Here is a 25,727-nt window from a genome sequence, read left to right on the forward strand (position 1 = left end):
AGCGATCTAAAACGCATTTAACAGAGACCTAAGGGCGTCACTGAACGGGCCGAAGGTTTCGAGCTCCTCGAGCGTCCACTCGGGAACCGGGGACGGGAACTCTCGGCCGAGGCGAAGCTCGAGCAGGCCGTACATGGCCTGGCTGGTGCCGACGGCGCAAAGGGCGCGCAGGCAGCGTCGGGCCAGGTCGAGGTCGGCGTAGGCGAACACGGCCTGGCCGACCAGGCTCTTGAGCAGGCCGACCGCGGGCTCGTACCGCAGCACGCCCAGGGCGTCGACGATCGCGGTCAGCTGGGTCACGTCCCGCGGGCGGGCGTCGGACTTCAGCCACTCGCACAGCACCGCGCCGACGTCGGGCAGCGCGGTGCCGTCGAACGGGCGCGGGCCGAACACCTCGCAGCGGCGCGGGCCCAGGCGCTCGACGTCCCACGGCATGTCCTGCCACGGCGATGGGATGCGGCCGGCGGCGATCAGCGACTGCGACTCGGTGTCGTTGCGGTACGCCAGGGGGATCACCGTCTTCGGCAGCTTCTGCCCCGTCGAGGCCGACTGCGCGGAGTTGAGGTCCATCCCGACCCGGCGCGGGCCCATCCGCATCCAGTCCCTCAGCGGGATCCGGGCCGTCGCCGCGGTCGCGTCGACCGTGACCGTGATGTCGTCCAGGTCCCACTCGTCGTCGGTCGTCACGGCGGCCAGGTTAGCTCGGGCCGGTGGTGACGACCTTCAGCACCGTGGTCCACCAGTCGCCGGACGACTCCGCGGTGGGGCCTTCCTCCGGCTCCACGTCGCGGCTCGGGCCGACGGTGTGCAGCTCGTACGGCCGGGCGTGCAGCTCCGTCGTCGAGGCGATCACCATGAGCCAGTCGCGGTAGGAGGTGCCGGGGGTGGACAGCAGGTCCGCGGGCAGGATGAAGTCGACGGGCCGGCCGCTGGACACCGCCGCCGTGCCGCCGGGCTCGATGCGGCCGTAGCGGAACAGGCTGCCGTCGATCTTGAAGCGTTCGGTGAGGTCCAGCAGCACGCAGTACAACGGCCGGCTCGTGGTGTTTCGCAGGCGCAGGAAGACGCTGGGCGGGGCCGGAACGCCCCAGCGGGTGCCGTAGGCCACGCGCAGCACGCCGTCGGGGCCGGGCGGGAGCGCCGGCCGGTCGCGGGGCACGACCATCTCGTCGGGTCTGGCCTCGACGACCTCGAGGTGGACGCCGCCGGCGATGCGCGAGCTGGGGTTGCTCAGGCTCTTGACCCGCCACCAGCGGGCGATGTGGTGCAGCCGGCCGAGGGTCGGGGGCTCGGCGAGGGTCGCGATCTGCTCGTCGCCGGCGCGGTCGATCAGGCGGACGCCGCCGGGCGCCGGGGCCAGCAGCAGCTCGGCGTCCTCCTCGGCGGTGAGGCGGATCCGCGGGTCGTCGCCGGCGAATGTCGCGGGCAGCGGGGGCAGCCCGGCGGCGAGGGCGAAGAGGGTCAGCCGGGCGGCGTTGCGGAACTTCAACAAGTACGCCCGGCCGGGATCCGGCGTCCAGCCGTACGGGTACACCAGGCTGCGGGCCGCCTCCGCCCGCGAGACGGCGACCAGGCGGGCCGACGACGGGCCGTCCAGGACGAACCGCGCCGGGCCGGGCTCGACGCCGTGCGCGAGGCCGGCGTTGACCTCCCAGCCGTCGCGGCCGTGGCGCATGAGGATCGCCGGCGGGTCGCCGAGCGCCTCGCCGCCGAACACCTGCAGGTCGGCGGCGCCGGGCCCGGGCGGGTAGATCAGCGGCCGCTGGCGGGGGAACCGGCCCTCGACCTGGTTGCGGGCCACGGCGACCAGCTCTCGGTAGGAGACGCCACGGCCGGCGCGGCGCAGGGCGCACAGCAGCGCCCAGCTGAAGCGGCCGTACACCCGGTCGCCGTCGCGGCGCTCCTCGGCGGCCGCCTCCTCCTTGTGGGACGCGGCCAGCAGGACGTGGCGGGCGGCGGGCGGGCCGGCCGCGTACCGCTCGGCGAGATCCGGCAGCAGGTGGTACGCCGGCGGCTGCATGGCCGGGGCGGCCTTGCGCAGCCAGATGTCCTCGCGGGTGGCGCCGCCGGCGTGGCAGCTGTCCAGCACGACGACGACGTGCGCGCCGCCCTCGGCGACCTCGTCCAGCAGCAGCGCGAGCTCCTTGTCGAGCAGCTCGGGCCGCCCGTCGACGCGGCTGTCGGCGCAGACGAGGGTCTCCAGGCGCCCGTCGGACTCCAGGTGCCAGTAGTGGTCGGGCACCTGGAACGTGGAGCCGTGGCCGCTGAACCAGAACAGCGCGACGTCGCCGGCCCCGGCCTTCGCCAGGTGGGTGCGGAACCCCTCGACGATCGCGGCCCCGGTCGCGGCCCCGTCGAGCAGCACCCGCTCGTCGACGGCGAAGCCGTGGTCCAGGCGCTGCTTGATCAGCTCGACGGCGGCCTCGACGTCGTTGCGGCACCCTGACAGGGTCCCGAACTCGGGGCTCGCGTACTCGTTGATGCCCACCATCAGGGCGTAGATGGTCCCCACTCTGCTATCTGACGGACAGCACGCCGCCCGGCGCAAGGCCGGGCGGAGCGGCTGGGTGTGGTGCCGGGCCTCGTCCGCTGGAGCGGCCCGCCGGGGTCGGCCGGACGGGGGCCGTCGACGTGGACCTCGAGCGGCCCGAGCACACGCATGAGCATGACGCGGGCCATGGCAGTTGGCGGCCGTCCGTATGATGACGCGATGCCGCGCCCCGAGATGGTCCCGCCGCCGGCCGCGGACGCGGTGACGTTCCGGCCCGCCTTCTGGCCCGCCTTCGGTTTCGGGGTGGCGATCTTCCTCGCGACCTGGGCGGTGCTCCTGCTCGCGGTGGCCCTGACCCCGTGGGCGACGACCGGTTCGGGTTGGTGGCTCCTCGCCGTGGACGCCGTCGCCGGATCGCTCGTCTACGCCACGACGTTCGCCGGCCTGCGCCGGCTGTGGTGCCGGGACTGGGTGCGCGTCTCCAGCGCGGGCCTGGAGCTGGTCAGCCGCGGCCGCGCGCCGGTGCTGCTGCGCTGGCCGGCGGTGGGCTCGGTACGCCTCGTGCGGCGCTGGGCCACGCCGACGCTGGTCGTGACGCCGGCCGGGCCGGATGGCGCCCCGCTCACCGTCGCCGTGTGGCTGATGCGGCCCGGCCGGCCCGCGCTGCTCGCCGCCCTGCAACGCCACCGGCCCGCGATGGCTCAGGACTCGACGGTGGCCCGGACGATGTTGTGATCGGACAGGCCCTCCGCGTCCTCGACCGTCGCGGCGCTCACCGTGGTGCCGTGGACGGCGACGTGGTCGATGTACGGCGACCGCGCGCCCGGGCGGGTCGATAGCGAGCCGGGCGGGTACGCGGCCAGGGCGAAGCCGGGGCCGAGGCCGGCGGCGACGGCGGCCTCGTCGGCGTTGAAGTCGCCGAGCAGCACCGCCGGGCCCGGCACGGAGCGGGCCAGGCCGGCCAGGCGGGCCAGGTGCGCGGCGCGGGCGGGGCCGAAGCCGACGTGCGTGCTGACGGTGAGCACGCCCTCGATCTCCACGGCGAGCAGGCCCTTGCCCGGGTCGTCCGGAAACGGCTCGGCTTCCAGGTCGCGACGGTGAACACGGGGCACGACCCTATCGAACGGAATCCGGTTGCCGGGCGTCCTACCGTGGAGGGGATGGATGGTTTCGAGGTGCGCGCATACCGCGCCGGCGACGCGCAGGCGGTCGCCGATCTGATCAATGCCGTGTTCGCGGCCGGGGGCGTGCGCACCGGGCACGCCGCCGCCGAGGTCGACGCGATGGTGGCGCACGAGGTCCGGGACGCCGCGACGGACACGCGCCTCGTCGTCGACGGCGACGGGCGGCTCGCCGGCGTGGCGCTGGTGCCGCTGCCGCCGCCCGGTGGGCACCGGCTCGAGCTCGTCGGCGGGGTCCACCCGGGGCACCGCGGCGCCGGGATCGGCCGGGAGCTGCTCGCCTGGCAGCTGGAGCGGGCGGCGGCGCTGCACGCCGAGGTCGCGCCGGACGCGCGCTGGCTCGGCCAGGTCGTCGCCGGCCGGCCGGACACGTCCGCGATCCGGCTGTACGAGCGGCTCGGCTTCGCCGCCGAGCGCCACTTCCTGAAGATGACGGCCCCGACCGCGTCCACGCCGGCCGTCGGGCCTCCGGGTCCGGTGCGCCTCATGGGGTACACCCAAAGCCTCGAAAGCGCCGTGCACGCCCTGCACTCGTCGGCCTTCCGCGGCCTCTGGGGCTATCAGGAGCGCGACCTGGAGGCGTGGGCCGCGCAGACCGTGCGGTCCGCGACGTTCCGCCCGGAGCTGGCGCGGGTCGCGCTCGCCGGGGACGCCGTCGTCGGCTTCGTGCTGCCGTACGACGAGGACGGCGCCGGCCGGCTCTACATCGGCCAGGTCGGCACCGAGCCCGCCTGGCGCCGCCGGGGCATCGCCGCCGCGCTGCTGGCCGACGTCCTCGGCGCCGCGAACGCGGCCGGGTACACCGCCGCGTCGCTCGACACCGACGCCGCCAACCCGACCGGGGCCGCCGGGGTGTACGCCCGCGTCGGTTTCACGGTGGACGAGCACCTCGTGGCGTACGTGCGGCCGTGCCGGACGTGACCCTGGGCCCCGGCAGCCTCGCCGGCCGCCACCTCACGATGCTGCTGAAGGTCGTCGCCGGCAACCGGCAGATCGTGTACCTCCACGCGGACTAGCGGGTTGCATCCGGTACTCGGGTACAGGCTTACCGTCGAGGGACCGGCGCCGCGGCGGCGCCCGGAGTACCAGCTCAAGGAGCCTGTGATGGCCTTCGACGTCCCCGACGCGTGCACCCTGCCGACCGCGCAGCGGCCGCTGCGGCTGGCCGAGTTCGACGCGCTGTTCGCCACCGCGGTCCGCGCGGTGGAGACGGTGAGCCCGACCCACGCCCGGATGCGCCTGGCCGGCCCGGCCGGCCTCGAGGCGACGGTGCGCGACCTCGCCGCCCGCGAGACCGCGTGCTGCTCGTTCTTCACCTTCACCGTCACGCCGCTGCCCGAAGGGGACGCGCTCATCCTCGACGTCGAGGTTCCCACCGCGTACGCCGATGTCCTCGCCTCGCTCACCGGCCGAGCCGGGATGGCAGACTCCGGGGATGGATCAGGACTTCCGGGTGTACGGCGGCGAAGGTGACCCGCTGCTGCTGTTGCTGCACGGGCTGGGCGCCACCGGTGCGGTGTGGTCCGGGTGGGCCCCGACGCTGGCGCGCCGCTGGCCCGGCCGCTGGCTGGCCCCCGATCTGCCCGGCCACGGCCGGTCGGCGCCGCTGCCGCAGTACACGTTCGATGCCCTCGCCGAGGCGGTGCGCCCGCTGACGGAGCCGGCCGGCCGCACCATCGTGCTGGGACACTCGCTCGGCGGCGTGGTCGCCCTGGCCCTGGCCGCCCGGACCCCGGTGGCGGCGGTCGTCGGGCTGGGCATCAAGGTCGCCTGGAGCGACGAGGAACTGGACCGCGCCCAGGCCCTGGCCCGGCGCCCGGTCGCCTGGTACGCCTCCCGGGAGGAGGCCCTCGCCCGCCACCGGCGGGTGTCCGGGCTGACCGGCCTCGCCACCGACGACGATCCGGCGGCGCTGCGTGAAGAGGACGGCCGATGGCGCCTCGCCCTCGACCCGCACGCGTTCGGGGTCGGCGCGCCGGACATGGCCGGCCTGGTGGCGCGCTCGCCGGCGCCGATCCTGCTGGCCCGGGGCGAGCACGACCCGATGAACACGGACGAACAGCTCGCGCGGCTCGGCGTCCCGGCCGTCACGCTGCCCGGGCTCGGCCACAACGCCCACGTCGAAGACCCGGAGCGGTGCATGACCCTGCTGGAGCCGTACTGCTGAGCCGCAACCGGCTACGCGGTGCCGGCCTCGTGCAGGTAGGCGACCTGGCCGTATGAACCATCCGGCGGTCCGGCCACCAGCGACATCACGCGCTCGGTGGCTGAGCTGGCGGCGTTCACCCGCCACGGGTTCCGGCGCGCGCCGGGGCTCACCGCGGGGCGGCTGCGGCGATCCGGAAATCAACGCAGCCGTTACATTTGCCGGCGCAAAATAGTATCGCCAAGATTTTGCAAATCCGGCCGCGAACACCCTGGTAACGGGATCGTGCCGCCAGCAGGTATGATCCGGCGGGGCGGCGGTTCGGCGCCGACAATCGGCGCGGGACTCCGTTTCCGCTAACAGGAGGAAAGTGTGGCCAGCGGTACTGTCAAGTGGTTCAACTCTGAAAAGGGCTTCGGCTTCATCCAGCAGGATGACGGCGGCGCGGACGTCTTCGTCCACTACTCCGCCATCAACAGCTCTGGATACCGCGAGCTCGCGGAAGGCCAGAAGGTGGAGTACGAGGTGACCCAGGGCCAGAAGGGTCCCCAGGCGGAGAACGTCCGCGGTCTCTGACTCGATCCTGGCAAGAAGACCTGAGCGCCGCCGGAGCGCCGCATGCCCAGCATGCGGCGCTCCGGCCATTTCCGGCGCAATCTCGTGTCGCGCAGGCGTTCTGAATCCCGGCGAGCGGGCGGCCGGGTGCGACATCCAGCAGGCGACCGGCGCGCGGGCGATCCAGCGGATGCCGATGGGGGGTTAGCCCCCGCCTGCTTCCGGGGGGCGGTCGGATGGTTCCCGGCGGGCGGTTCGCCGAGGCTGAGGAGGCATTCATCCTCATCGCGGCGGCCGGTTCGGGACCGTCCGCTCGTCCCCTGTCTGGAGCGTCCGATGAACGTCCTCACGAGGTCGGTCCACGCGGTGCGCGGTTGGCACCGGCCGTTGGTGCTGCACGCGGCACTCATGTTCGGGTTGGCGGCCTTCTGCGCGGTGGCGGTGTTCGCCGACGACCGGCTGCTGCTGGGCGAGCCCGTGTGGGCGAAGCCGATGAAGTTCGGCGTGGCCATGGGCGTCTACAGCCTGACGCTGGCGTGGCTGCTCACCCGGCTGACGAAGGGGCGGCGTGCCGGATGGTGGGTCGGCACCGTGTTCGCGGTCGCCGGGGTGCTGGACGTCGGTGCCGTGGTCTGGGCCGCGGCGCACGGAACGTTCAGCCACTTCAACGAGAACACCGACGACGTGGCCCGGACCGTGCAGACGGTGTTCTCCTTCGGCATCCTGCCGTTGATGGTGGCCACGCTGGTGATCGCGATCCTGCTGCTGATCCAGCGGACCGGCGACCGCGCCCTCACCCGCGCCCTGCGCGCCGGGCTCGGGCTCGCGTTCGCCAGCATGGTCGTCGCGCTCTGGCTCAGCATGTCCGCCGGGTCGGCGCCGCGCACGGAGACCGACGCGAACGGGCAGGTGGTGTCCCTGGTCGGCGCGCACGGCATCGGCGACCCGGACGGGCACGGGATGTTCCTGACGAACTGGAGCACGACCGGCGGTGATCTCCGCGTGCCGCACTTCGTCGGCCTGCACGCCATCCAGGTGCTGCTGGCGCTCACCGCGATCCTGAACCTGCTCGCGACCCGGCGTGCGTGGCTGCGCGCCGAACGGGTCCGGGCCCGCCTCGTCGGGGCCGCCGTGCTCGGATACGCCGGCGTGTTCACCGTGCTCACCTGGCAGGCCGGGCGCGGCCAGTCCGTGCTGCACCCCGACGCGCCGACCCTGCTCGCGTTCGGCGCGGTCGCGGTGCTCGCCCTCGCCGCGGCGGCCACGGCGGTCACCGCCGCCCGCAGACAGCACGTGGAACTCGCCGCCGTGAATGCCTGACGCCCGGCCGCTGACCGTAAGGTTGGGGCATGTTCATCGACGTCGGCGGGCGCCGCCTGGAAGTGCTGGTGGCCGGGCCCGACGGCGGGCCGGTGCTCGTGCTGCACCTCGGCACCCCCGCCGGGCCCGTCGACACGCCCGTGATCACCGGGCCGGCCGCCGAGCGCGGGCTGCGGACCGTGATCTGCGCGCGGCCGGGCTACGCCGGATCGACGCCGCGGCCCGGGCGCACCGTCGCGGACGTGGCCGAGGACGTCACCGCCGTGCTCGACCGGCTCGGCGCCGACCGGTTCGTGACGCTCGGCTGGTCCGGCGGCGGGCCGCACGCGCTCGCCTGCGCCGCGCTGCTGCCGGGCCGCTGCGCCGCGGCCGCCACGCTCGCCGGGGTGGCCCCGTACGGCGCCGCCGGGCTGGACTGGCTGGCCGGGATGGGCCCGGAGAACGTCGAGGAGTTCGGCGCGGCCGCCGCCGGGCCCGAGGCGCTCGAGGCGTTCCTGGACCGGGCGGCGGCCGGGCTGGCCGCGGTGAGCGGCGACGAGGTGGCGGCCGCGCTGGGCGGCCTGGCCTCGCCGGTGGACGCCGCCGCGCTCACCGGGGCGTTCGCCGAGTCGCTGGCGGCGGGCTTCCGGTCGGCGGTTTCCAGTGGTACTGCGGGATGGCGCGACGACGACCTCGCGTTCGTGCGCCCGTGGGGCTTCGACCCGTCCGCGATCGCGGTGCCGGTCGTGGTGTGGCAGGGCGGCCAGGACCGGATGGTCCCGCCCGGGCACGGCGAGTGGCTGGCAACACACGTGCCCGGCGCCCGCGCCCGGCTGGACCCGGACGCCGGGCACATCTCGATGGCCGGCGAGGCCGGCGCGCTGCTCGACGACCTGCTGAGCTCGGCCGGCTGGACCCGCTGACCCCGACCGCGCACGTGGCGGCGGCGAGCGCGATCAGCGACATCCAGGAGGTGATCACCCGCCCGTCCGTCAGAAGCGGGTATGGCCGCGTTGGATGTGTCGCTGATGGTGTCCGGCTCGACGGTCCGCCTGTTCGGCGCCGGCGTGGACGTTTCGGCCGGGCACGGCGGCGTGCGCCCGGGGCTGAGCAACGCGCTGTACGACGTGCGCCTCGAACGCAGCCGGCGCGGCGCCTTTGCCGCGCGGGACGTGGCCCCGCAGGAGGATCCGCGACCGGGCCTGGTGTCGCTGCGCCGGGCCGGCGAGCTGCTGGCCGAGTCGTTCCTGCCCGAGCCGGTCGCGCACGCGCTGCGCGGCCTGCTCGAGCACGCAACGGCCCGCCACGTGCCGCTGCGCATCGGCGTGGATGCACCGGCACTGACGGCGCTGCCGTGGGAGGCACTGCCCGATCCGCTGTCCGGACGGCCCCTGGCGCTGCATCCGCTGGTGGTCGTGTATCGACGCGGCGCCGCGCCGGTGCCCGGCCCGCTCGCGGGGCCGTTGCGAATCGTGGTGGCGATCGCCTCACCTGCCACCGGCGGCGGAGCGCTGCTTGACTACGAGCACGAGCTGCGGGCGGTGCTCGCCGCGGTACGGGACGCCCGGCAGCACCAGGCCCGGGTCGAGGTCGTGCCGTTCGCCACCACAGCGGCGATCCGGGCAGCGCTGGACGTCCCCGGCGGCGCCCATGTGCTGCACATCTCGGCCCACGGCCGGCCGGGCGTGCTCCTGCTGGAGGACGAGCACGGCGACGCACACGAGGTCACCGCGGACCAGCTGCTGGACGAGGCGATCCCGCCGGGCCGGATGCCGCCGGTCATCGCATTGGCGGCCTGCTACACCGACGTCGACGGCGAGCAGCAGGGCTCCTCGTTCGCCGCCCAGCTGGCGGCGCGGGGCGCCGGTGCGGTGATCGGCACCCAGACCACCGTCACCGACCGGTACGCGACGCTGCTGTTCACCAAGGTGTACGCCGAGCTGGCGGCCAGGCCCGACCCCGACGTCGTGCGCGCGGTGACCGACGCACGCCGGCTCGTCCAGCACGATCTGCTCCACGGCCGGGACCGGGCGGCGCGGACGCTGGCCGGGATGGACGAATGGGGCGTGGTCACGCTGCTCGCCAACGCCCCGGAGATCCCGGTCATCGACCGGGCGGCGCCGCGGATCCCGATGCCGGCGGAGCGGGCGGCGACGTGGGGATCGGTGCGAGCCCGGCCGGTCGGGCATTTCGTCGGCCGCCGGGCGCTGCAGCGCGATCTGCCCAAGGTGCTCGCCGGCGACGAGTCCGCGGGGTTGATGCTGCACGGGATCGGGGGCGTCGGCAAGACCACGCTCGCGGCCGAGGTGCTGCGCCGGACGCTGCAGGCCGACCCGCAATGGCGGGTGGCGGCACTGTTCGGGGCGGTCGACGTCGACGGTGTCCTGGCGGCGGTCGGTGGGGTTGCCCGGCAGGAGCTGCTCGTCCGGCAGAGCGTGGCCGGCCCCGCGACCGTCGCGGCCGAGGCCGCCGCGCGCCGGGATGTGCCGTGGCCGGACCGGCTGGCCGTACTACGCGACCATGTGCTCACCGAGGTGCCGGTGCTGCTGGTGCTGGACAACTTCGAGGACAACCTCGATCCGGACACGCGCGCCATCACCGACCCCGATCTCGCCGGCCTCCTGACCGCCTGGGCGTCCGCCCCGGCCCGCAGCCGGCTGGTGATCACCTCACGGCACCCGATCATGCTCGGCGAGGGCGTGCTGCCGGTGCCGGTCGGACCGCTCACGGCGGCGGAGACGGCGAAACTGCTGTGGTCGCTGCCGCATGTGGACAGGTACGCCGTCAGCGACGCCGCCACCGACCGGATCTGGCGGATCGTCGGGGGCCATCCGCGTTCGCTCGAGTATCTGGATGCCCTGCTGGGGCTGGGAGACGGCCGGTTCAACGACATCACCGAACGGCTCTCGACCGCGGTCGCCGCTCGGCTCGGTCCGGACCGGTCCGCGACCTGGCTCGCCCAGGACCGCACGCTTGACACGGCGCTGGCCGACACCGTGACGCTCGCCGCCGACGACGTGCTCCTCCACGACCACCTCGCCCGGCTCGAGTCCGTGCCCGGCGCGATCGACCTGCTGACGGCGATCAGCGTGTACCGCGAGCCGGTTCCCGCCGTCGCGCTGACGTTTCACGTCGGAACGCCGAGAGCCGCCGAGGAGATCGGCGCCGAGCAGGCCCGACGGCGCGCCGTCTACGAAGAGCTCGAAACCATGATCGTCCGCACCGGGATCACCGGCGAGGAGGCACAGCTGACGCCGGCCGACCAGGCGAGGCTGCGGGAGCTTGTCGAAGCCGCCCGGCAGCCCCCGAAGCCGCCCTTCGTCGAACCCGGCCACCTGTCCTGCCTCCTTGGCGACCTGGCCGCCACCAGTCTGATCCACCACGACGGCGATCAGGCAATGGTGTTCATGCACCGCTGGACCGCCACCGAGCTGCACCGGCGCTGGGAGGGCACACGTAACCCCGGCCCGGACGAGAGCCCGCTGCGGCAGGCCCATCGCACCGCGGCCGCCTACTGGCGGTGGCGGGCCGAATCTCGGGCGGCGGGCACGGCGACGGCTCTTCACGACCTGTTCGAGGCTCGCTACCACCTGCTTGCCGCCGCCGACCTGGAGGGCGCGGACTCCGTGACCGGAACCCTCGTACGGCGCCTGGTCGAGATCGGGGGGTGGGACCAGGCCACAAACCTGATTCACCAGACGCTGCAATGGCTGCCGGCCGGCTTCCCCCAGTACCCCGGCTACATCCAAGGCCTCGGCAACCTCGCCTACGGCCGCGGCGACTACGCCGAGGCCGAACGCCTCTACCGGCAGGCGCTGGCCATGCTCGGGCCGCTCGGCGACGAGATCGGCGTCGCCGCCATCGAGCACCAGCTCGGCATGCTCGCCATGGCCCGGCGCGACTATGTCGAGGCGGAGGCTCGCTTTCAGCGGTCGTTGACGATCGAACAGCGGCAAGGCAACGTCGCCGGCGTCGCCACCAGCCGGCTGCAACTCGGCGTGCTCGCCCAGGTCCGCCGCGACCACACCGAGGCCGAGAGCCAGTACGAGCAGGCGCTGGCCGCCTTCGAACAGGTGCGGGACCAGGCCGGGATCGCAAGCGTCCATGGCCAGCTCGGGTCGATCGCCCGCGAACGCGGCGACTACGCCGAGGCCGCCCGCCGATACCGGCAGGCCCTGGCGATCTTCGATCATCTCGGCAATCGACCCGATCTCGCGTCGACCTACCATCTGCTCGGCATGCTCGCCCAGGACCAGGGCGACTATGCCGCGGCCGAGAGCAGCTACCACAGGTCACGCGCCATCCGGGAACAGCTCGGCGACCTACCCGGCCTGGCCAACACCCACGGCCGGCTCGGCATGCTCGCCCAGCAGCGAGGCGACCAGGCCGAGGCCGAGCGCTGCTATCGGCAGGCGCTCACCATCTTCGAACGACTCGGCGACCGGTCGGGCGTGGCATCCGTCTTCGGCCGGCTCGGTGCGCTGCGCGCCGCTTCGGGCCGGCTCGCCGAAGCCGTCGAGCTGTACCTTCAGGCGCTGGCCATCGGCGGTCCCGGTATGGCCGACACGATTCGGGCCCTGACGATGGTCCGGGCACAGCTCGGCGCGGCGGCCTTCGCCGACGTGGCTACCCGGGTGTTGGACGCCGAGAGCTTCGGAGCCCTCACGGCGGTGCTGGACGAGCAGAAGATGGCTGTCTAGTCCGCACTCTCTCCCACTTCAACATATACCGGTATCCGGGGCTTGCGGCAAGCCCCGGGTCAGGGCGCAGAATGGCCGACCGTACGCCAGGAACGCGGGGAATTGGGGGATTCAGGGATGCGTGTGGTGTTGACGACGTGGGGGTCGCGCGGGGACGTCGAGCCGCTGGCCGGGCTCGCCGTGGCGCTGCGGGGGCTCGGCGCGGAGACGGTCGTGTGCGCGCCCGGCGACGACGACTTCGTGGAGCTGCTGGCGCGGGCCGGCGTGGCGCACATGCCGCTCGGGCCGACCGTGCGCTCGGTGGTCGCCGGGCCGAAGCCGCCGGGCGCGGCGGCGGCGTTCAAGCTCGCGCCCGAGCTGGTTGCCGCGCGGTTCGAAACGCTCGCCAGGGCGGCCGAGGACGGCTGCGACGCGATCCTGGCGACCGGGCTGATGCCGGCCGGTGCGCGCGACGTGGCCGACAAGCTCGGCGTGCGGTACGTGCTCGCGTGCTTCCACCTCCTGGGGCTGCCGTCGCAGTTCTCCGCCCCCGGGCGGCGGCCCGGCACGCCGTCGCCGGAGGGCGAGACCGACAACCGGAAGCTGTGGCAGCAGGACGCGGAGCGGGTGAACGCGCTGTACGGGCCCGCGCTCAACGAGCACCGGGCGGCGATCGGGCTGCCGCCGGTGGACAACGTCCGCGACTACGTGTTCACCGGCTCGCCGTGGCTGGCGGCGGACCCGGTGCTGCTGCCGTCGGAGGGCATGACGGACCTCGACGTCGTGCAGACGGGTGCGTGGATCCTGCCCGACGACCGCCCGCTGCCAGACGGTCTGGAGGCGTTCCTGGACGCGGGTGCGCCGCCGGTGTATGTCGGCTTCGGCAGCATGGCCGCGTATGCCCCGAAAGATATCGCCGGGGTGGCGATCGAGGCGGCCCGCAAGCACGGCCGCCGCGTGGTCCTGGCGAGCGGCTGGGCCGGCCTGTCGGCGATCGACGACGGCGGCGACTGCTTCGTCGTCGGCGAGGTCAACCAGCAGGCGCTGTTCCGCCGGGTGGCCGCCGTCGTGCACCACGGAGGCGCGGGCACCACCACCACGTCCGCGCGGGCCGGGGTGGCGCAGGTGGTGGTACCGCAGATCGCCGACCAGCCGAGCTGGGCCGCGCGAACGGCGGAGCTGGGCATCGGCGTGGCCCACGAGGGCTCGACGCCGACCGTCGACTCGCTGTCCGCCGCCCTGGCGACGGCCCTGGACCCGCAGATGCGGGCGCGGGCCGAGGCCGTGGCCACCACGATCCGGCCCGACGGCGCGGCCGTGGCGGCGAGGATGCTGCTCGACGGGGCCAGCGCGGCGGCGTAGGACGACCGTCCCTCACGCAGCGCGCGCTGAGGGCTCCGGCGCTTCCAGGTGGCGCTCGCGCTCGCGGATCAGGTCGTGCACGGCGGACAGCCGTACGAACGTCGACGCGCGGATGGCGAGGCTGCGACCGCACAGCGCGGTCACCGGGTCGGCGGCGAGCATGGCGGCGACGAGCCGCTCCAGCGCCGCCGGCTCGGTCTCGCGCCCGGTGAGCTGGGCGGCCCGCAGCAGGTCGTCCCAGAGCTGGTCGGTGCGGGCACCGTAGAGCCGGTGCAGGGCCGCGCGGGCCTCGCCGAGATCGGGGCGGGCCATCTCGTACGGTCCGCGATGCACAACGGTCACTGCTGCCTCCGCAGTCGCTCGGCCGGGGCCGGTGGTCAGTAGGTGAACTTGGCGACCATGCCGTTGAGCCGCGCGGCGAGCCCGGCCAGGTCGTCGCCGGCGTGCTGGCTCGAACGGGCCGAGGTCGACGTGGCGGTGGTGACCTCCGCGACGGCCGAGAAGTTCGCCTGCACGTCGCCGGCGCCGCGGGCCGCGTCGCTGATCGAGCGGGTCATCTCGTTCGTCGTCGCCGACTGCTCCTCCACGGCGGCGGCGATGGTGTGACTGAACTCGGTGAGCTGCCCGATCACCTCCTCGATGCGCTGCATCGCCGTGCTCGCGCCGTCGCTGCCGTCCTGGATGGCCCCGATCCGCTTGGTGATGTCCTCGGTGGCCCGGGCCGTCTCCTGGGCCAGGTCCTTGACCTCGCTCGCCACCACCGCGAAGCCCTTGCCCGCGTCGCCGGCCCGGGCGGCCTCGATGGTGGCGTTGAGGGCGAGCAGGTTGGTCTGCTCGGCGATCGACGTGATGAGCCGCACCACCTCGCCGATCTGGGCGCTGGCCTGGCCGAGGGTGGTCAGCTGCTCGGTGGTGGACCGGGCGATCTCCATCGACTGGTTGGCCACGTCGGCGGCGCGCGCCGACGTGCTGGCGATCTCCTGGATCGAGGCGGTCATCTGCTCGGCGCCGGCCGCCGCCGACTGCACGTTGACGTGGACGTCGTCGGCCGCGCGGGCGGCCAGGGTGGCCTTGCCGGAGGCCTCGTCGGCGCCCAGGTTGAGGTCGCCGCTGACCTTCGACAGCTCGTTGGCGGCCGACGACAGCGTCCCGGCGGTGCCGGCGAGGTCCCGCACGGTGGTGCGGACGGCGGCGATCGCGGTGTCCAGGTCCTGCCCCATCCGGCCGAACTCGTCGTTCGAGGTGAGGCCCGTGCCGGTGGTGAGGTTGCCGCCGGCCAGGGCCGCGATGGTGTCGCGGACCCGGTTGACCCGGCGGCTCGTCTGCCGGGTGATCATGGTGCCGGCGATCGCCATGCCGGCCAGCAGCACCAGCACGCCGACCACGATCGAGACCTTCGTCCGGCGCTCCGCGGAGTGCGCGGCGGCGGCCCGCACCCCCAGCAGGCTGGCCTCCTCGTCGTACATCTCCTGCGTGACCCCGCGGATCTGGTCCATCACCGCCTTGCCGGCGTTGGTGAGCACGACCTTCTGCGCGGCGTCGAAGCCCTGCGCGCGGCGCAGGTCGATGGTCTGCCTGAGCTCGTCGAGCTTCGAGGCCACCAGCGGGGCCAGCGCGTCCAGGCGCTGCTGCTGCTTGGCGTTGTCGGCGGTGAGCGTGCGCAGCGCCTGCTGCTCGGCGGACAGGTCGTTCAGCGCCTGGTTGTACGGCGCCAGGTACGTGTCCTCGCCGGTGATGAGGTACCGGACCTTCACCTGCTCGGCACTACCGAGCCGGGCGCGCCGAGGTGGACATACCTGACCGTTGAGGCGGAAAGCGCCGGCCGGATACGGCAAGTGGCAACTATCCGACCGTCGAGCAGGGGGTACAGCGCATTTACTCACGGGGCGTGACGGAGCAGCATCACCAGAGGGAACCCCGCGGAAACGGTCGTGACGGAAACGGGTGGAGCCAATGCCTGGTGCGCAGATCGCCGATGCCCTCAAAGCCTTGCACGGTATGCCGGTCGGGCGGCGGCGCACGATGGCCGCGGCCCGGGCGCTGCGGGGCATGGGCGAGGAGCAGCAGTCCGCGTTGACGACGGCGACGGCCATCGAGGCGCTGCTGGACTTCCAGCGTAGCCGCGGGCTGGCCGCGACCGGGACGGCCGACGACGCGACCGTGGCGCGGGTGGCGGCCGAGGTCGTGCATCACCGGGTCGCCTCGAGCAAGAGCCGGACCGCGAAGGTGCAGGCGCTGCTGGACAGGATCGGGGCGGCGCCGGCGGAGGACGAGCGGGCGGCGCGGACCGTCGGGGAGAGCACGACCGCGGCGGTGCGGCAGTTCCAGGAGGCGCACGGGCTGGCCGTCGACGGGCTCATCGGGGACAAGACGCTCAAGCGGCTCAAGGACGCGGCGCTGGCGGTGACGCTGTCGTCGAAGCGGCAGCAGGGGATGCTGCAGCGCAAGCTCCTGCGGGCGGCGAAGATCCGCGGGCTGGACATCGCGATCGACCAGCAGGAGCTGCGCGCGCGGGAGGCGGGGGCGACGACCCAGGCGGCGGTCGCGGCGTTGCAGGCCTCGTTCGGGCTGCCGGTGACGGGGACCGTCGACACGCTCACGTTCGAGCGGATCTCGTCGGTGGCGGCGAGCCGGCGAGCCCCCGCGGCGACGGTGGCGCGGCCCGATCCGGCCGACGTGCGGCCGGTGAACCGGGTGCTGCGGCTCAACATGACGAACAAGGACGTGCCGGGCCTGCAGCGGGCGCTGGCGTTCGTGGGGCACGCGCCGGTGGCGGCCGAGCTCAAGGCGGCCCGCTTCGGGGGGAGCACGCGGGCCGCGGTGCTGGCGTTCCAGCGGGCGAGCGGGCTGCCGCAGAGCGGCGCGGCCGACGGGGCGACGCTGCGGGCGCTGAACCGGACGATCCGGGCCGCGGCACCGGGGCTCGAGCATCCGTACCGCATCCGGGGCAGCGTCCGCGACACGGCCTGGCAGGGGCGAAGCGACATCGTGGTGGAGCTCGCCTACGCGCCGGCCGTCGGGGAGCCGGTGGTGCTCGCGACCCGGCACACGCTCGGCAACGGATTCTACGACCTGCCGTACTCCCCGCCGGTCGACCCGCGCACCGGGTCGCCGTTCAAGCCGCTGGACCTGCGGGTGCGCTTCCTCGACCCGGCCGGCGAGGCCATCGGGACGAAGCAGGTCAGCAACCCGACGCAGATCGCGTGGGTGAACTTCACCGAGGGGCCGTACCCGTACCGCGGGACCTGCCTGCACGACGCCCAGCTGCAGGCGCTGCGCGGGGCCGGCGTCGGCGACGTGGGCACGCTCGTGGAGACCGCCGACCGGCCCCAGGTGAGCCGCGTGGCGCAGGCCGTCGGGATGGCCCAGGACGACCTGATGCGGCTGATCCTGGCCCAGCGGGCGGCGCGGCTGCTCGGCGGCGAGCTGGACGCGGCCGTGTGCTTCGCGTTCCTGGCCCAGTGCCTGCCGTCGAACCTGCCGGACAACCTGCTCGCGCAGACGCACGAGTGGACGCTCATCGACCAGCTCACCGACCTCACCGCGGCCGGCATCGCGGGGCTGGAGCCCGGCGTCGCGGCGATGGCGTTCGACGCCGCGGTGGGCCAGAACCTGGTGCCGGTGACGCTGGCCGCGCGCCGCGCCGCCATCCTCGACGCGCTGGCCGCGACCCGCCGCACGCACGCCCTGGACCGGCCGCTGCTGGTCGGCAACGGCACGCTGCGGGCGACGCTGGAGCGCACCACGGTGCCGCCCGAGCGGTACGGCGCCGTCGCCGACCTGTTCACCAGCGCCGGCGGGCTGGGGCCGCGGTTCTGGGAGACGGCCCGCGCGGAGCCGGACCGGCTCGGCGGACCGGCCGCCGTCGGGTCGCTGGAGCGCGGGGTCGAGGTCGGCCTCGTGGCGAAGAACTTCGAGCCGATGCTGGACCACCTCGACGGGCTGCTGGCCGACCCGGGGCGCGCCGACCTCGCGACGCCGCGGGACCTGGCGAAGCTGGCGCCGCAGGACTGGACGGCGCTGGTGTCCACGGTGGGCGCCGTCCCGCCGGGGACCGACGGCGCCGACGACGCGGCCCGCCGGGCGACGTACGCGCGCACGATGCAGGCGCAGGCGAACCGGCTGTTCCCGACCGTGGCGCTGACCGCGGCGGTGAAGCGGTCCGGCGCCGGCGGGCTCGACATGATCGACGAGATCAGCACGCTGGTCGACGACAACCCGGACTTCGACCTGCGAACGTCCAATGTGGAGACGTTCCTGGCCCGCAACGACGTGTCGGCGCAGACGCCCGCGCAGCTGCGGGTCATGCAGCGCGTGCAGCGCATCTCCCCCGCGATCGAGCCGGCCGTGGCGCTGCTGGACAACGGCATCCACAGCTCGGCGCAGATCGTGTCGATGGGCCGCGACGCGTTCGTGGGCACGATGCGCGACGCGGGCGTGGACGAGGCGACCGCCGGGTCGCTGCTCGGGCACGCCGAGTTGCAGTACGCACAGGTGCTGCAGCGCCTCGGCGAGTTCCGCGCCGAGGTCCAGTCGACGCTGCCGGCGGCGCTGTCGCCGATGATGGTCAGCGAGGAGGTGCGCACCCGGCTGCTCGCCGACGTGCCCGACCTCGAGCTGCTCTTCGGCGCCCTCGACGCCTGCGACTGCCCGCACTGCGCCTCCGTCTACGGGCCGGCCGCCTACCTGGCCGACCTGCTGCGCTTCCTGGACCACCAGGCGGCGGCCGCGGGCGGCGGGACGGTGCGGGAGGTGCTGTCGCAGCGGCGGCCCGACATCACCCGGACCCGGCTCGACTGCGCCAACACGGAGACGGCGCTGCCGTTCATCGACCTGACCAACGAGATCCTGGAGGCGGCCGTCCCGGGCTCGGCCGGGCGCACCGACCTGCAGACGACCCGGCCGGCCGACGAGCTGCGGGCCGCGCCCGAGCACGTCGACGAGCACGTGTACGACATCCTGCGCATGTCCGACGTGCCGATCTCCTCGGCGTACGACCTGTGGAACGACCAGAGCCGGACGCTGCTGGAGCACGTGGGCGCCCCGCGCTGGCGCATCATGGAGCTGTTCGGCACCGGGGCCGACGGCGAGCCGTCGGCCGACGTCTGCGCCGAGCACCTCGGCATCTCCGACCACGAGGGCAGCCTGATCATCGGCAAGCGCGAGGCCGCCGCCGACCAGTCCACGCTGTGGGGCTTCGACGCGACCCGCACCTCCATCCCCGTGCTGGAGGTCATGGAGCGCACGAAGCTCACGTACAACCGGCTGCAGCTGCTGCTGCAGGCGCAGTGGATCACCCCGGCCGGCGCGGCGCGGGTCCACATCACCCGCCCGGCCGACAGCGCCGACCTGCGCCGCCAGACACTGGACGCGGTGACGCCCGTCGTGCTGGACCGCGTCCACCGCCTGCTGCGCCTGCAGCGGTACACCCCGTGGGACTTCTGGGAGCTCGACCTGCTGCTGCGGGCCGAGCGCATCGGCAACGGCACCCTGGACGTCACGGCGCTCACCCGGCTGCGGGCGGCGGTGCAGCTGCGCGAGCGGCTCGGCGTCGGCGCGGAGGAGCTGGCGACGTGGTTCGGCCTGGTGCCGACGACCGGGCGGCCGAGCGCCGCCGACCCGACCGATCTGTCCGCCGCGGCGCCGTCGGCCTACGCGACGGCCTTCCTGGTGCGGGTCGTGGCCGGCCGGACCGATCCGGGATTCGACCCGCAGCCGGACAACAGCGACCTCGTCAACCATCGGCCGGCGCTGCTGGCCGCGCTGGCCGTGTCCGACGACGCGCTGAGCGCGCTGCTGCGGCGCACCGGCACGCAGAACCGGCCGCAGACGCTGTCGGCGCTGCTGGGCTGGGCCGGGCTCGCCCGGGCGCTGCGCATGGACATCGCCGAGCTGCTGCTCGCCGCCGACCTGATCGGGCCCGTCGTCGCCGACCCGTTCGCGGGCCCGGCGCAGATGCTGCGATTCCTGGACCGCCTCGCCGACGTGCGCGCCGCCGGTCCGAGCCTCGCCGAGCAGGACTACCTGTTCAACGCCCGGCCGCTGTCGCCGTTCGCGCCGGACGACGACGCCGTGCGCCTGGCGCTGGAGCAGCTGCGCGAGAGCCTGCGCACGGCGCCGGGCGACGGCGGCGCCGGCCAGGTCTACGCCGGCCTGGCCGCGGCGACCCGGCTGGAGGCGGCCCAGGTGCGGCTGCTGCTGGACCAGGCGGACGCGACGGGGCCGCTGCTGGCGGCGTTCACCGACGCGGCGATCCTGGCCCGGGGCGCCGGCGACGGGTTCGCCGCGCTCACCCCGGACGCGTTCCCGCGGCTGTTCGAGGTGTACCGCCGGGTGCTGAAGATGGCCGCGGTCGTGCGCGCGCTCGGCCTGGACACCAGGGACCTGGCGTGGCTGGTCAAGGACGGCTTCCAGGAGAAGGTCTTCGGGCTGCGCCTGGCGCTGCTGCCGGTGACGGCCGGCGCGGCCGCCTCGCCGGTGCCCGGCTGGATCCAGCTGCTGCGCTGGGTGCGCGCCCGGCAGGAGCTGACGGCGGTGGCGACCGCGGCCGCCGCACAGCCGGGGACGCCGGCCGCGGTGCCGGACGCGACCGTCCAGGACCTGCTGACGGAGGCCGGCCGGGGCGCCGGCGCGGACGTGGACCGCCTCCGCGCGATCGCGACCCGGCTGACCGGCATCGACCGGCCCCAGCTGGCGGCCCTGGACCACAACGACGCCGGGTCGTACCTCGACATGGGGCTCCTGCTGAGCATCGCCGAGGTGGCCAGGCTCGTGCGGCGCGTCGGCGTGCCGGCGCAGACGCTGCAGGAGTGGTCGCAGCGCGACACCAACGCCGGCGAGGACGAGAAGACCATCGCCGACGAGGTGACCGCGGCGGTGAAGGCGAAGTATGACCGAGACGCGTGGCTCGCGGTGCTCACGCCGATGCAGGACACGTGGCGGGAGCGCAAGCGCGACGCGCTCATGGCGTTCCTCATGGAGCACGCGGCGCGCACCGAACCCGAGACCGTGCCGGTCGACGGGAAGGCCCAGCCGAACCTCAGGCGGTGGACGTCGGCCGACGACCTGATGCGGTACTTCCTCATCGACGTCGAGATGTCCTCGTGCGCGCTGACGTCGCGGGTGAAGCAGGCGATCGGCAGCGTGCAGATGTTCGTGCAGCGGGCGCTGCTCAACCTCGAGAAGCCGCGGGTGGTGATCGCCGGCGACGAGCGGGCCGACCTGGCCGCGCCGAACTCGTGGCGGCAGTGGAAGTGGCTCAAGAGCTACCCGCTGTGGGAGGCCAACCGCAAGATTTTCCTGTACCCCGAGAACTGGATCGACCCGCAGCTGCGCGACGACAAGACGCCGTTCTTCGTCGAGTTGGAGCAGGAGATCCTGCGCGGCGACATCACCGCCGAGGCGTGCGAGACGGCGCTGCGCGGCTACCTGGCCAAGCTCGACGAGGTCGCCAACCTCGAGGTCGTCGGCGTGCACCACGAGATCGACGACGAGCACCCGGGCGACGACCTCGGCCCGTCGATCAACCGGCTGCACGTGGTCGGGCGCACGCGCGGGGAGCCGCACAAGTACTTCTACCGCGCCTTCGACCTCAACGCGGCCCGCTGGTCGGCGTGGGAGCCGATCGGCGTGGACATCAACGCCGAGCAGGTGCTGCCGGTGGTGTACAACCGCGCCCTGCACCTGTTCTGGCTGCAGATCAGCGAGAAGCCGCAGAAGAGCAAGCGGCAGCCGGCGGCGCAGCCCTCGGGCGGCACGCAGCCGGCGCCGGAGCCGCCGGCGCAGGTGGAGCTGCAGCTGTCGTGGACGGTGCGCCGCTCGGCGGCCTGGACGGCGAAGCAGACGGCGCCGCAGGTGCTGGTGCACCCGTGGCCGCGGCCCCGGCGCGCCTACAGCATCAAGCCGCGCTACCACACCGCGGAGAACCAGCTCTGGCTCGACGTGTACATCTCGATGACCGTCGAGTTCAACGCGGCGACGTTCTGGGACCCGTTCGGCGGCGGCTTCGAGCGGCTGACGCGGATGCCCTACGACCAGACCGCGCGGGCCTGGCACTCCTCGTCGTTCGTCTTCGACGGCCACGTCAGCGACGTGCGGATCAAGCCGATGGCCGGGCGGTACACGGCCCCGGACGGCAACCTCGTCTACAGCTCGTTCGACCTCGTGCGCAAGGTCGCCGACCCGGACTACCGGCTCTACAAGACGCTGACGACGACCAAGCAGATCTCGGCCCGCGTCGTCCAGCCGACCGGGATGATGCTGGAGTCGGGCCGGATGCGCAACACCTGGACCGGCGACACCGGGCCGCTGACGCTGCTGGAGAACGGCGCGTCGGTCACGCTGCTGACCCAGGCCCGCGGGCCGCTGGCCACGGTGCAGAGCCTGCACCGCATCCAGCCGGACACGGCGCTGGAGCTCAGCCCGTTCTTCTACACCGACCTCGCCCGCTCGTACTTCGTCACCTCGGCCGGGCATCAGGTGTACGTCGACTCGACGACGGGTTCGGTGCAGCGCCTGGCGTACACCTTCTGGCCGTTCCACCACCCGTACGCCGCGCTGTTCGTGCGCGAGCTGAACCGCTCCGGACCCGACGGCGTCATCAACCGCACGATGCAGCGTTTCCCGCAGCAGTACCCCCCGGGCAACACGTTCGACTTCAACGCCTACGCCCCGGTGGGCGGCGTCGCCGCGCCCGACCCGTCGGCCGCGAAGGACACCCTGGACTTCGGCCGCTCGGGCGCGATGTCGCAGTACAACTGGGAGCTGTTCTTCCACATCCCGTTCCTCATCGCCGCGAAGCTGGCCGTGAACCAGCGCTTCGACGAGGCGCTGGAGTGGTTCCACCGCATCTTCGACCCGTCCAACACCGACCCGTTCGACGCGCCGCAGCGGTACTGGATCACCCGGCCGTTCTTCGAGCAGACCGCGCAGGACTACCAGGAGCAGCGCATCGCCGACCTGCTCGACGACGCCGACGGGAAGGAGACCAGCCGGCAGATCACGGAGTGGCGCAACCATCCGTTCGTGCCGGACGTCATCGCGCGCTTCCGGCCGGTGGCCTACCAGAAGGCCGTCGTGATGAAGTACATCGACACGCTCGTCGCCTGGGGCGACCAGCTGTTCCGGCGTGACACGATCGAGTCGGTCAACGAGGCGACGCTGCTCTACGTGCTCGCCGGGGAGCTGCTCGGCCGGCGGCCCGAGCACGTGCCGATGGTGCCGCGCGACCCGAAGTCCTACGCGGAGCTGACCGCCGACCGGGCGCTCGACGCGTTCGGCGACGCGCAGGTCGAGGTGCGGCTGGAGAACCTGACCCAGCGCCCGACGATGGTGGTGGCCCCCGACGAGCCGGGCTCGCTGCCGGTGGTGAGCCTGACGTACTTCGGCCTGCCCGCCAACGACGCCCTGCTGGGCTACTGGGACACCGTCGCCGACCGCCTGTTCAAGATCCGCCACTGCATGGACATCGGCGGGCAGGTGCGGGCGCTGCCGCTGTTCGAGCCGCCGATCGACCCGGCGCTGCTGGTCCGCGCGGTGGCCGGCGGCGTCGACCTCACCACCGTGCTCAACGACACGCCGGCCGGCGGCTCGCCGTACCGCTACGCCACGCTCATCAGTACCGCGCTGGCCGCGGCCGGCGACGTGCGGGCCCTCGGCGAGCGGATGCTGGCCGCGCTGGAGCGCCGCGACGGCGACGGGCTGGAGCGGCTGCGGGCCGGCAACGAGGTGGCGGTCTCGTCGCTGGTCCAGCGCGTCCGCGAGGAGCAGGTGCTGGAGGCCCAGCGGGTCCGGGAGGCGCTCGAGCAGAGCCAGGAGGGCGTGCGCGCCCGCATCGACTACCACGCCGGGCTGCCGTACATGAACGAGTGGGAGACCGCGGCGACGATCGTGCACGGCGCCGGCGTCGTGTCGCAGATCGTGGCCACGGTGCTGAACACGACCGCCGGGGCGGCGCACCTCGTTCCGGCGTTCGAGGCCGGCGCGTCGGGCTTCGGCGGCTCCCCCGTGGTCACCGTCAAGTTCGGCGGCCAGAACGTCGCCGACTCGGTGGGCGCGTTCGCGCGGCTGTTCGACGGGCTCGCCTCGATCCTGCACAGCAGCGGCGGCATGCTCGAAACGCAGGGCGGCTACCGGCGCCGCTACGACGAGGGGCAGTTCCAGGCCGAGCTGGCCCGCAAGGAGCTGGCCCAGATCGGCAAGCAGATCGTGGCCGCGCAGGTGCGGGAGGCGGTGGCGCAGTACGAGCTCGACGCCCACGTGCAGTCGGTGGACAACGCGCGGGCGGTCGTGGAGCAGCTGCGCACCCGCTACACCAACGCGGAGCTGTTCGACTGGATGGTCGCCCAGCTGTCGACCGCGTACTTCCAGGCCTACCAGCTCGCCTACGACCTGGCCCGGCGGGCCGAGCGGGCGCTGCGCTTCGAGACGGGCGACGCGGCCGGACCGCCGATCATCCAGTTCGGCTACTGGGACAGCCTCAAGCAGGGGCTGCTGGCCGGCGACCGGCTCGTCAACGACCTGCGCCGGCTGGAGGCCACGGCGCTGGAGCGCAACCGGCGGCGGCTGCAGGCCACGACGCACATCTCCTTCGCCGCGCTGATGCCGGACAAGCTGCTGGAGCTCAAGGCGACCGGGACGACGAACGTCGAGCTGGCGGAGTGGATGTTCGCGCGGGAGAACCCGGGCTGGATCAACCAGCGCATCGTCTCCGTCGCGGTCACCGTGCCGTGCGTGACCGGGCCCTACTCGGGCGTGCACGCCGGGCTGACGCTCACCGCGGCCATGGTGCGCACCCGGCCCGACACCGCCGGCGGGTTCGGCGACGCGTTCGCCGGCGATCCGCGCTTCAGCGCCGCCCCGCCCGTCGTCAACGCGATCCGGACCAGCAGCGGCTCCAACGACCGCGGCCGCATCGCCGGATCGCGGCCGGACGACCGCTACGAGCCGTTCGAGGGGGCCGGCGTCATCAGCCGGTGGACGGTCGAGCTCGACCCGCGCGACAACGCCTTCGACGTCACCACCGTCTCCGACGTGGTGCTCACCGTCGAGTACGAGGGCGACCCCGGCTCGGCCGAGCTGGTGCGCCTGGCCCGCGAGGCGGTCGTGGCGGCGCTGCCCGGGCGCGGGGCGGTGCTGCTGCCGCTGGAGTCGGCGTACGCGCCGGCGTGGGCGCGGTTCCTGCACCCCGCGACCGGCGAGCAGACCCTGGCCTTCGACCTGGACGCGACGGCGCTGCAGTACCGGCACCGGGAACTGGCCCGGCACAAGACGCTCTCGGTGGTGCGGGCCGACCTGGTCCTCGACGGCGACGGCGGCCCGTTCGACGCGCGGCTGACCCCGCCCGGCGGGGCCCGCTCGGAGCTGCCGGCGGCGCCCGGCGCGCCGTTCGGGACGCTGCCGCACGCGGTGCAGACGTGGGACCGCGGCCGCCAGCCGCTGCTGGGCACGTGGACCGTCCAGCTCAAGCAGCGCACCGCGGCCGAGTGGACGGCGCTGCCCGACGACGCGCTGCGCCACGCGTGGCTGCTGCTGCAGTTCGAGGCGCCCGCATGATCCCCGCGTTCGGCCGGACGTTCGTGCACCGGCTCCGGCCGATCTGCGACCCGCGGATGGTGCTGCTGTTCGGCTCGTGGGCCAAGGGCACGGCGACGGTGCACAGCGACGTCGACCTCGTCGCGGTGCTGGACGCCCCGCCGTCGCCGGCGCTGCGCGCCGAAATGCTCGACGCACTGCGGTGCGTCCCGATGCGGGTGGATTTGCTGATCTGGACGGACCGCGATCTCGACCTGGCCCGGCGCGACCCGCACGGCATCCAGGCATCGGTGCTGAGCAGCGCCGTAGTGCTCTATACCCGACGGACGGAATCCTTGCCCGGACTGGGATCCGGCGATAGCATGGAAGATGCTGAGAGGACTTAATGTCGTTGTATTGTATGGGTTCTGAATCGTCTGTTCCAGAAATTTTACTTCGTCTAAAAAAGCTCTCAGTTTGCTGAAAAGGCACTCGGGTTGAAC

Annotated in this window: 16 protein-coding genes; 11 read left to right on the forward strand and 5 right to left on the reverse strand. The window is 73.7% G+C overall.

What is annotated here, in order from left to right; translation table 11 throughout:
• Positions 1–6 precede the first annotated feature (6 nt).
• Together ACQEVU_RS28235 and ACQEVU_RS28240 are read right to left on the reverse strand one after the other, a co-directional pair.
• Positions 7–687 carry a hypothetical protein gene (locus ACQEVU_RS28235; RefSeq protein ID WP_433328684.1) on the reverse strand — a complete coding sequence of 227 codons (681 nt, stop codon included), beginning with the start codon at positions 685–687 and terminating at the stop codon, positions 7–9.
• A gap of 10 nt (positions 688–697) precedes the next feature.
• Positions 698–2,512 carry a caspase family protein gene (locus tag ACQEVU_RS28240; RefSeq protein WP_433328686.1) on the reverse strand — a complete coding sequence of 605 codons (1,815 nt, stop codon included), beginning with the start codon at positions 2,510–2,512 and terminating at the stop codon, positions 698–700.
• Positions 2,513–2,710: 198 nt separating this feature from the next.
• Here ACQEVU_RS28240 and ACQEVU_RS28245 point away from each other — a divergent pair, with 198 nt between their 5' ends.
• Positions 2,711–3,226: a hypothetical protein gene (locus ACQEVU_RS28245; protein WP_433328688.1), complete on the forward strand. Its 516-nt coding sequence runs from the start codon at positions 2,711–2,713 to the stop codon at positions 3,224–3,226.
• On the opposite strand, the gene ACQEVU_RS28250 is transcribed toward ACQEVU_RS28245, so the two are convergent.
• Positions 3,193–3,603 (reverse strand): endonuclease/exonuclease/phosphatase family protein, encoded by a 411-nt coding sequence (locus ACQEVU_RS28250; RefSeq protein ID WP_433328690.1) that lies wholly within the window; start codon positions 3,601–3,603, stop codon positions 3,193–3,195. The two genes, ACQEVU_RS28245 and ACQEVU_RS28250, sit on opposite strands and share 34 nt — an antisense overlap.
• A 48-nt stretch (positions 3,604–3,651) precedes the next feature.
• On the opposite strand from ACQEVU_RS28250, the gene ACQEVU_RS28255 reads away from it, so the two are divergent.
• From ACQEVU_RS28255 to ACQEVU_RS28290, 8 genes are all read left to right on the forward strand, one after another.
• Positions 3,652–4,593, forward strand: a complete 942-nt coding sequence (locus ACQEVU_RS28255; RefSeq protein WP_433328692.1) for a GNAT family N-acetyltransferase — start codon at positions 3,652–3,654, stop codon at positions 4,591–4,593.
• A gap of 183 nt (positions 4,594–4,776) precedes the next feature.
• Positions 4,777–5,145: a hypothetical protein gene (locus ACQEVU_RS28260; RefSeq protein ID WP_433328694.1), complete on the forward strand. Its 369-nt coding sequence runs from the start codon at positions 4,777–4,779 to the stop codon at positions 5,143–5,145.
• Positions 5,108–5,839, forward strand: a complete 732-nt coding sequence (locus ACQEVU_RS28265) for an alpha/beta fold hydrolase (protein ID WP_433328696.1) — start codon at positions 5,108–5,110, stop codon at positions 5,837–5,839. Before ACQEVU_RS28260 ends, ACQEVU_RS28265 begins: the two co-directional genes overlap by 38 nt.
• A gap of 351 nt (positions 5,840–6,190) precedes the next feature.
• Positions 6,191–6,394 carry a cold-shock protein gene (locus ACQEVU_RS28270; protein ID WP_433328698.1) on the forward strand — a complete coding sequence of 68 codons (204 nt, stop codon included), beginning with the start codon at positions 6,191–6,193 and terminating at the stop codon, positions 6,392–6,394.
• Positions 6,395–6,709: 315 nt separating this feature from the next.
• Entirely contained in the window at positions 6,710–7,693 is a 984-nt protein-coding gene (locus tag ACQEVU_RS28275; RefSeq protein WP_433328700.1) for a hypothetical protein, read from the forward strand.
• A 29-nt stretch (positions 7,694–7,722) separates the two neighbouring features.
• Positions 7,723–8,595 carry an alpha/beta fold hydrolase gene (locus ACQEVU_RS28280; RefSeq protein WP_433328702.1) on the forward strand — a complete coding sequence of 291 codons (873 nt, stop codon included), beginning with the start codon at positions 7,723–7,725 and terminating at the stop codon, positions 8,593–8,595.
• An 81-nt stretch (positions 8,596–8,676) separates the two neighbouring features.
• Positions 8,677–12,372, forward strand: a complete 3,696-nt coding sequence (locus ACQEVU_RS28285; protein ID WP_433328704.1) for a tetratricopeptide repeat protein — start codon at positions 8,677–8,679, stop codon at positions 12,370–12,372.
• 117 nt (positions 12,373–12,489) lie between these two features.
• Positions 12,490–13,713: a glycosyltransferase gene (locus ACQEVU_RS28290; RefSeq protein WP_433328706.1), complete on the forward strand. Its 1,224-nt coding sequence runs from the start codon at positions 12,490–12,492 to the stop codon at positions 13,711–13,713.
• Positions 13,714–13,725: 12 nt separating this feature from the next.
• On the opposite strand, the gene ACQEVU_RS28295 is transcribed toward ACQEVU_RS28290, so the two are convergent.
• Both ACQEVU_RS28295 and ACQEVU_RS28300 read right to left on the reverse strand, forming a co-directional pair.
• Positions 13,726–14,055: a hypothetical protein gene (locus ACQEVU_RS28295; RefSeq protein WP_433328708.1), complete on the reverse strand. Its 330-nt coding sequence runs from the start codon at positions 14,053–14,055 to the stop codon at positions 13,726–13,728.
• Positions 14,056–14,090: 35 nt separating this feature from the next.
• The gene (locus ACQEVU_RS28300; protein WP_433328710.1) at positions 14,091–15,467 is read right to left on the reverse strand and encodes a methyl-accepting chemotaxis protein; all 1,377 of its coding nucleotides are present in this window, start codon (positions 15,465–15,467) and stop codon (positions 14,091–14,093) included.
• 199 nt (positions 15,468–15,666) lie between these two features.
• Here ACQEVU_RS28300 and ACQEVU_RS28305 point away from each other — a divergent pair, with 199 nt between their 5' ends.
• Positions 15,667–25,266 (forward strand): neuraminidase-like domain-containing protein, encoded by a 9,600-nt coding sequence (locus ACQEVU_RS28305; protein WP_433328712.1) that lies wholly within the window; start codon positions 15,667–15,669, stop codon positions 25,264–25,266.
• A complete protein-coding gene (locus ACQEVU_RS28310) occupies positions 25,263–25,631 on the forward strand; it encodes a nucleotidyltransferase domain-containing protein (RefSeq protein WP_433328714.1) in 369 nt (122 codons plus the stop codon). Before ACQEVU_RS28305 ends, ACQEVU_RS28310 begins: the two co-directional genes overlap by 4 nt.
• Positions 25,632–25,727 lie beyond the last annotated feature (96 nt).

The sequence above is a fragment of the Dactylosporangium sp. CA-139066 genome, assembly GCF_050936175.1.
Lineage (GTDB): Bacteria > Actinomycetota > Actinomycetes > Mycobacteriales > Micromonosporaceae > Dactylosporangium.

Coding starts and splice junctions, on each gene's coding strand:
- ACQEVU_RS28260 (WP_433328694.1), top strand. CDS start 4,777: ATGGCCTTCGACGTCCCCGACGCGTGCACCCTGCCGACCGCGCAGCGG.
- ACQEVU_RS28290 (WP_433328706.1), top strand. CDS start 12,490: ATGCGTGTGGTGTTGACGACGTGGGGGTCGCGCGGGGACGTCGAGCCG.
- ACQEVU_RS28255 (WP_433328692.1), top strand. CDS start 3,652: ATGGATGGTTTCGAGGTGCGCGCATACCGCGCCGGCGACGCGCAGGCG.
- ACQEVU_RS28275 (WP_433328700.1), top strand. CDS start 6,710: ATGAACGTCCTCACGAGGTCGGTCCACGCGGTGCGCGGTTGGCACCGG.
- ACQEVU_RS28285 (WP_433328704.1), top strand. CDS start 8,677: ATGGCCGCGTTGGATGTGTCGCTGATGGTGTCCGGCTCGACGGTCCGC.
- ACQEVU_RS28305 (WP_433328712.1), top strand. CDS start 15,667: ATGCCTGGTGCGCAGATCGCCGATGCCCTCAAAGCCTTGCACGGTATG.
- ACQEVU_RS28265 (WP_433328696.1), top strand. CDS start 5,108: ATGGATCAGGACTTCCGGGTGTACGGCGGCGAAGGTGACCCGCTGCTG.
- ACQEVU_RS28280 (WP_433328702.1), top strand. CDS start 7,723: ATGTTCATCGACGTCGGCGGGCGCCGCCTGGAAGTGCTGGTGGCCGGG.
- ACQEVU_RS28310 (WP_433328714.1), top strand. CDS start 25,263: ATGATCCCCGCGTTCGGCCGGACGTTCGTGCACCGGCTCCGGCCGATC.
- ACQEVU_RS28245 (WP_433328688.1), top strand. CDS start 2,711: ATGCCGCGCCCCGAGATGGTCCCGCCGCCGGCCGCGGACGCGGTGACG.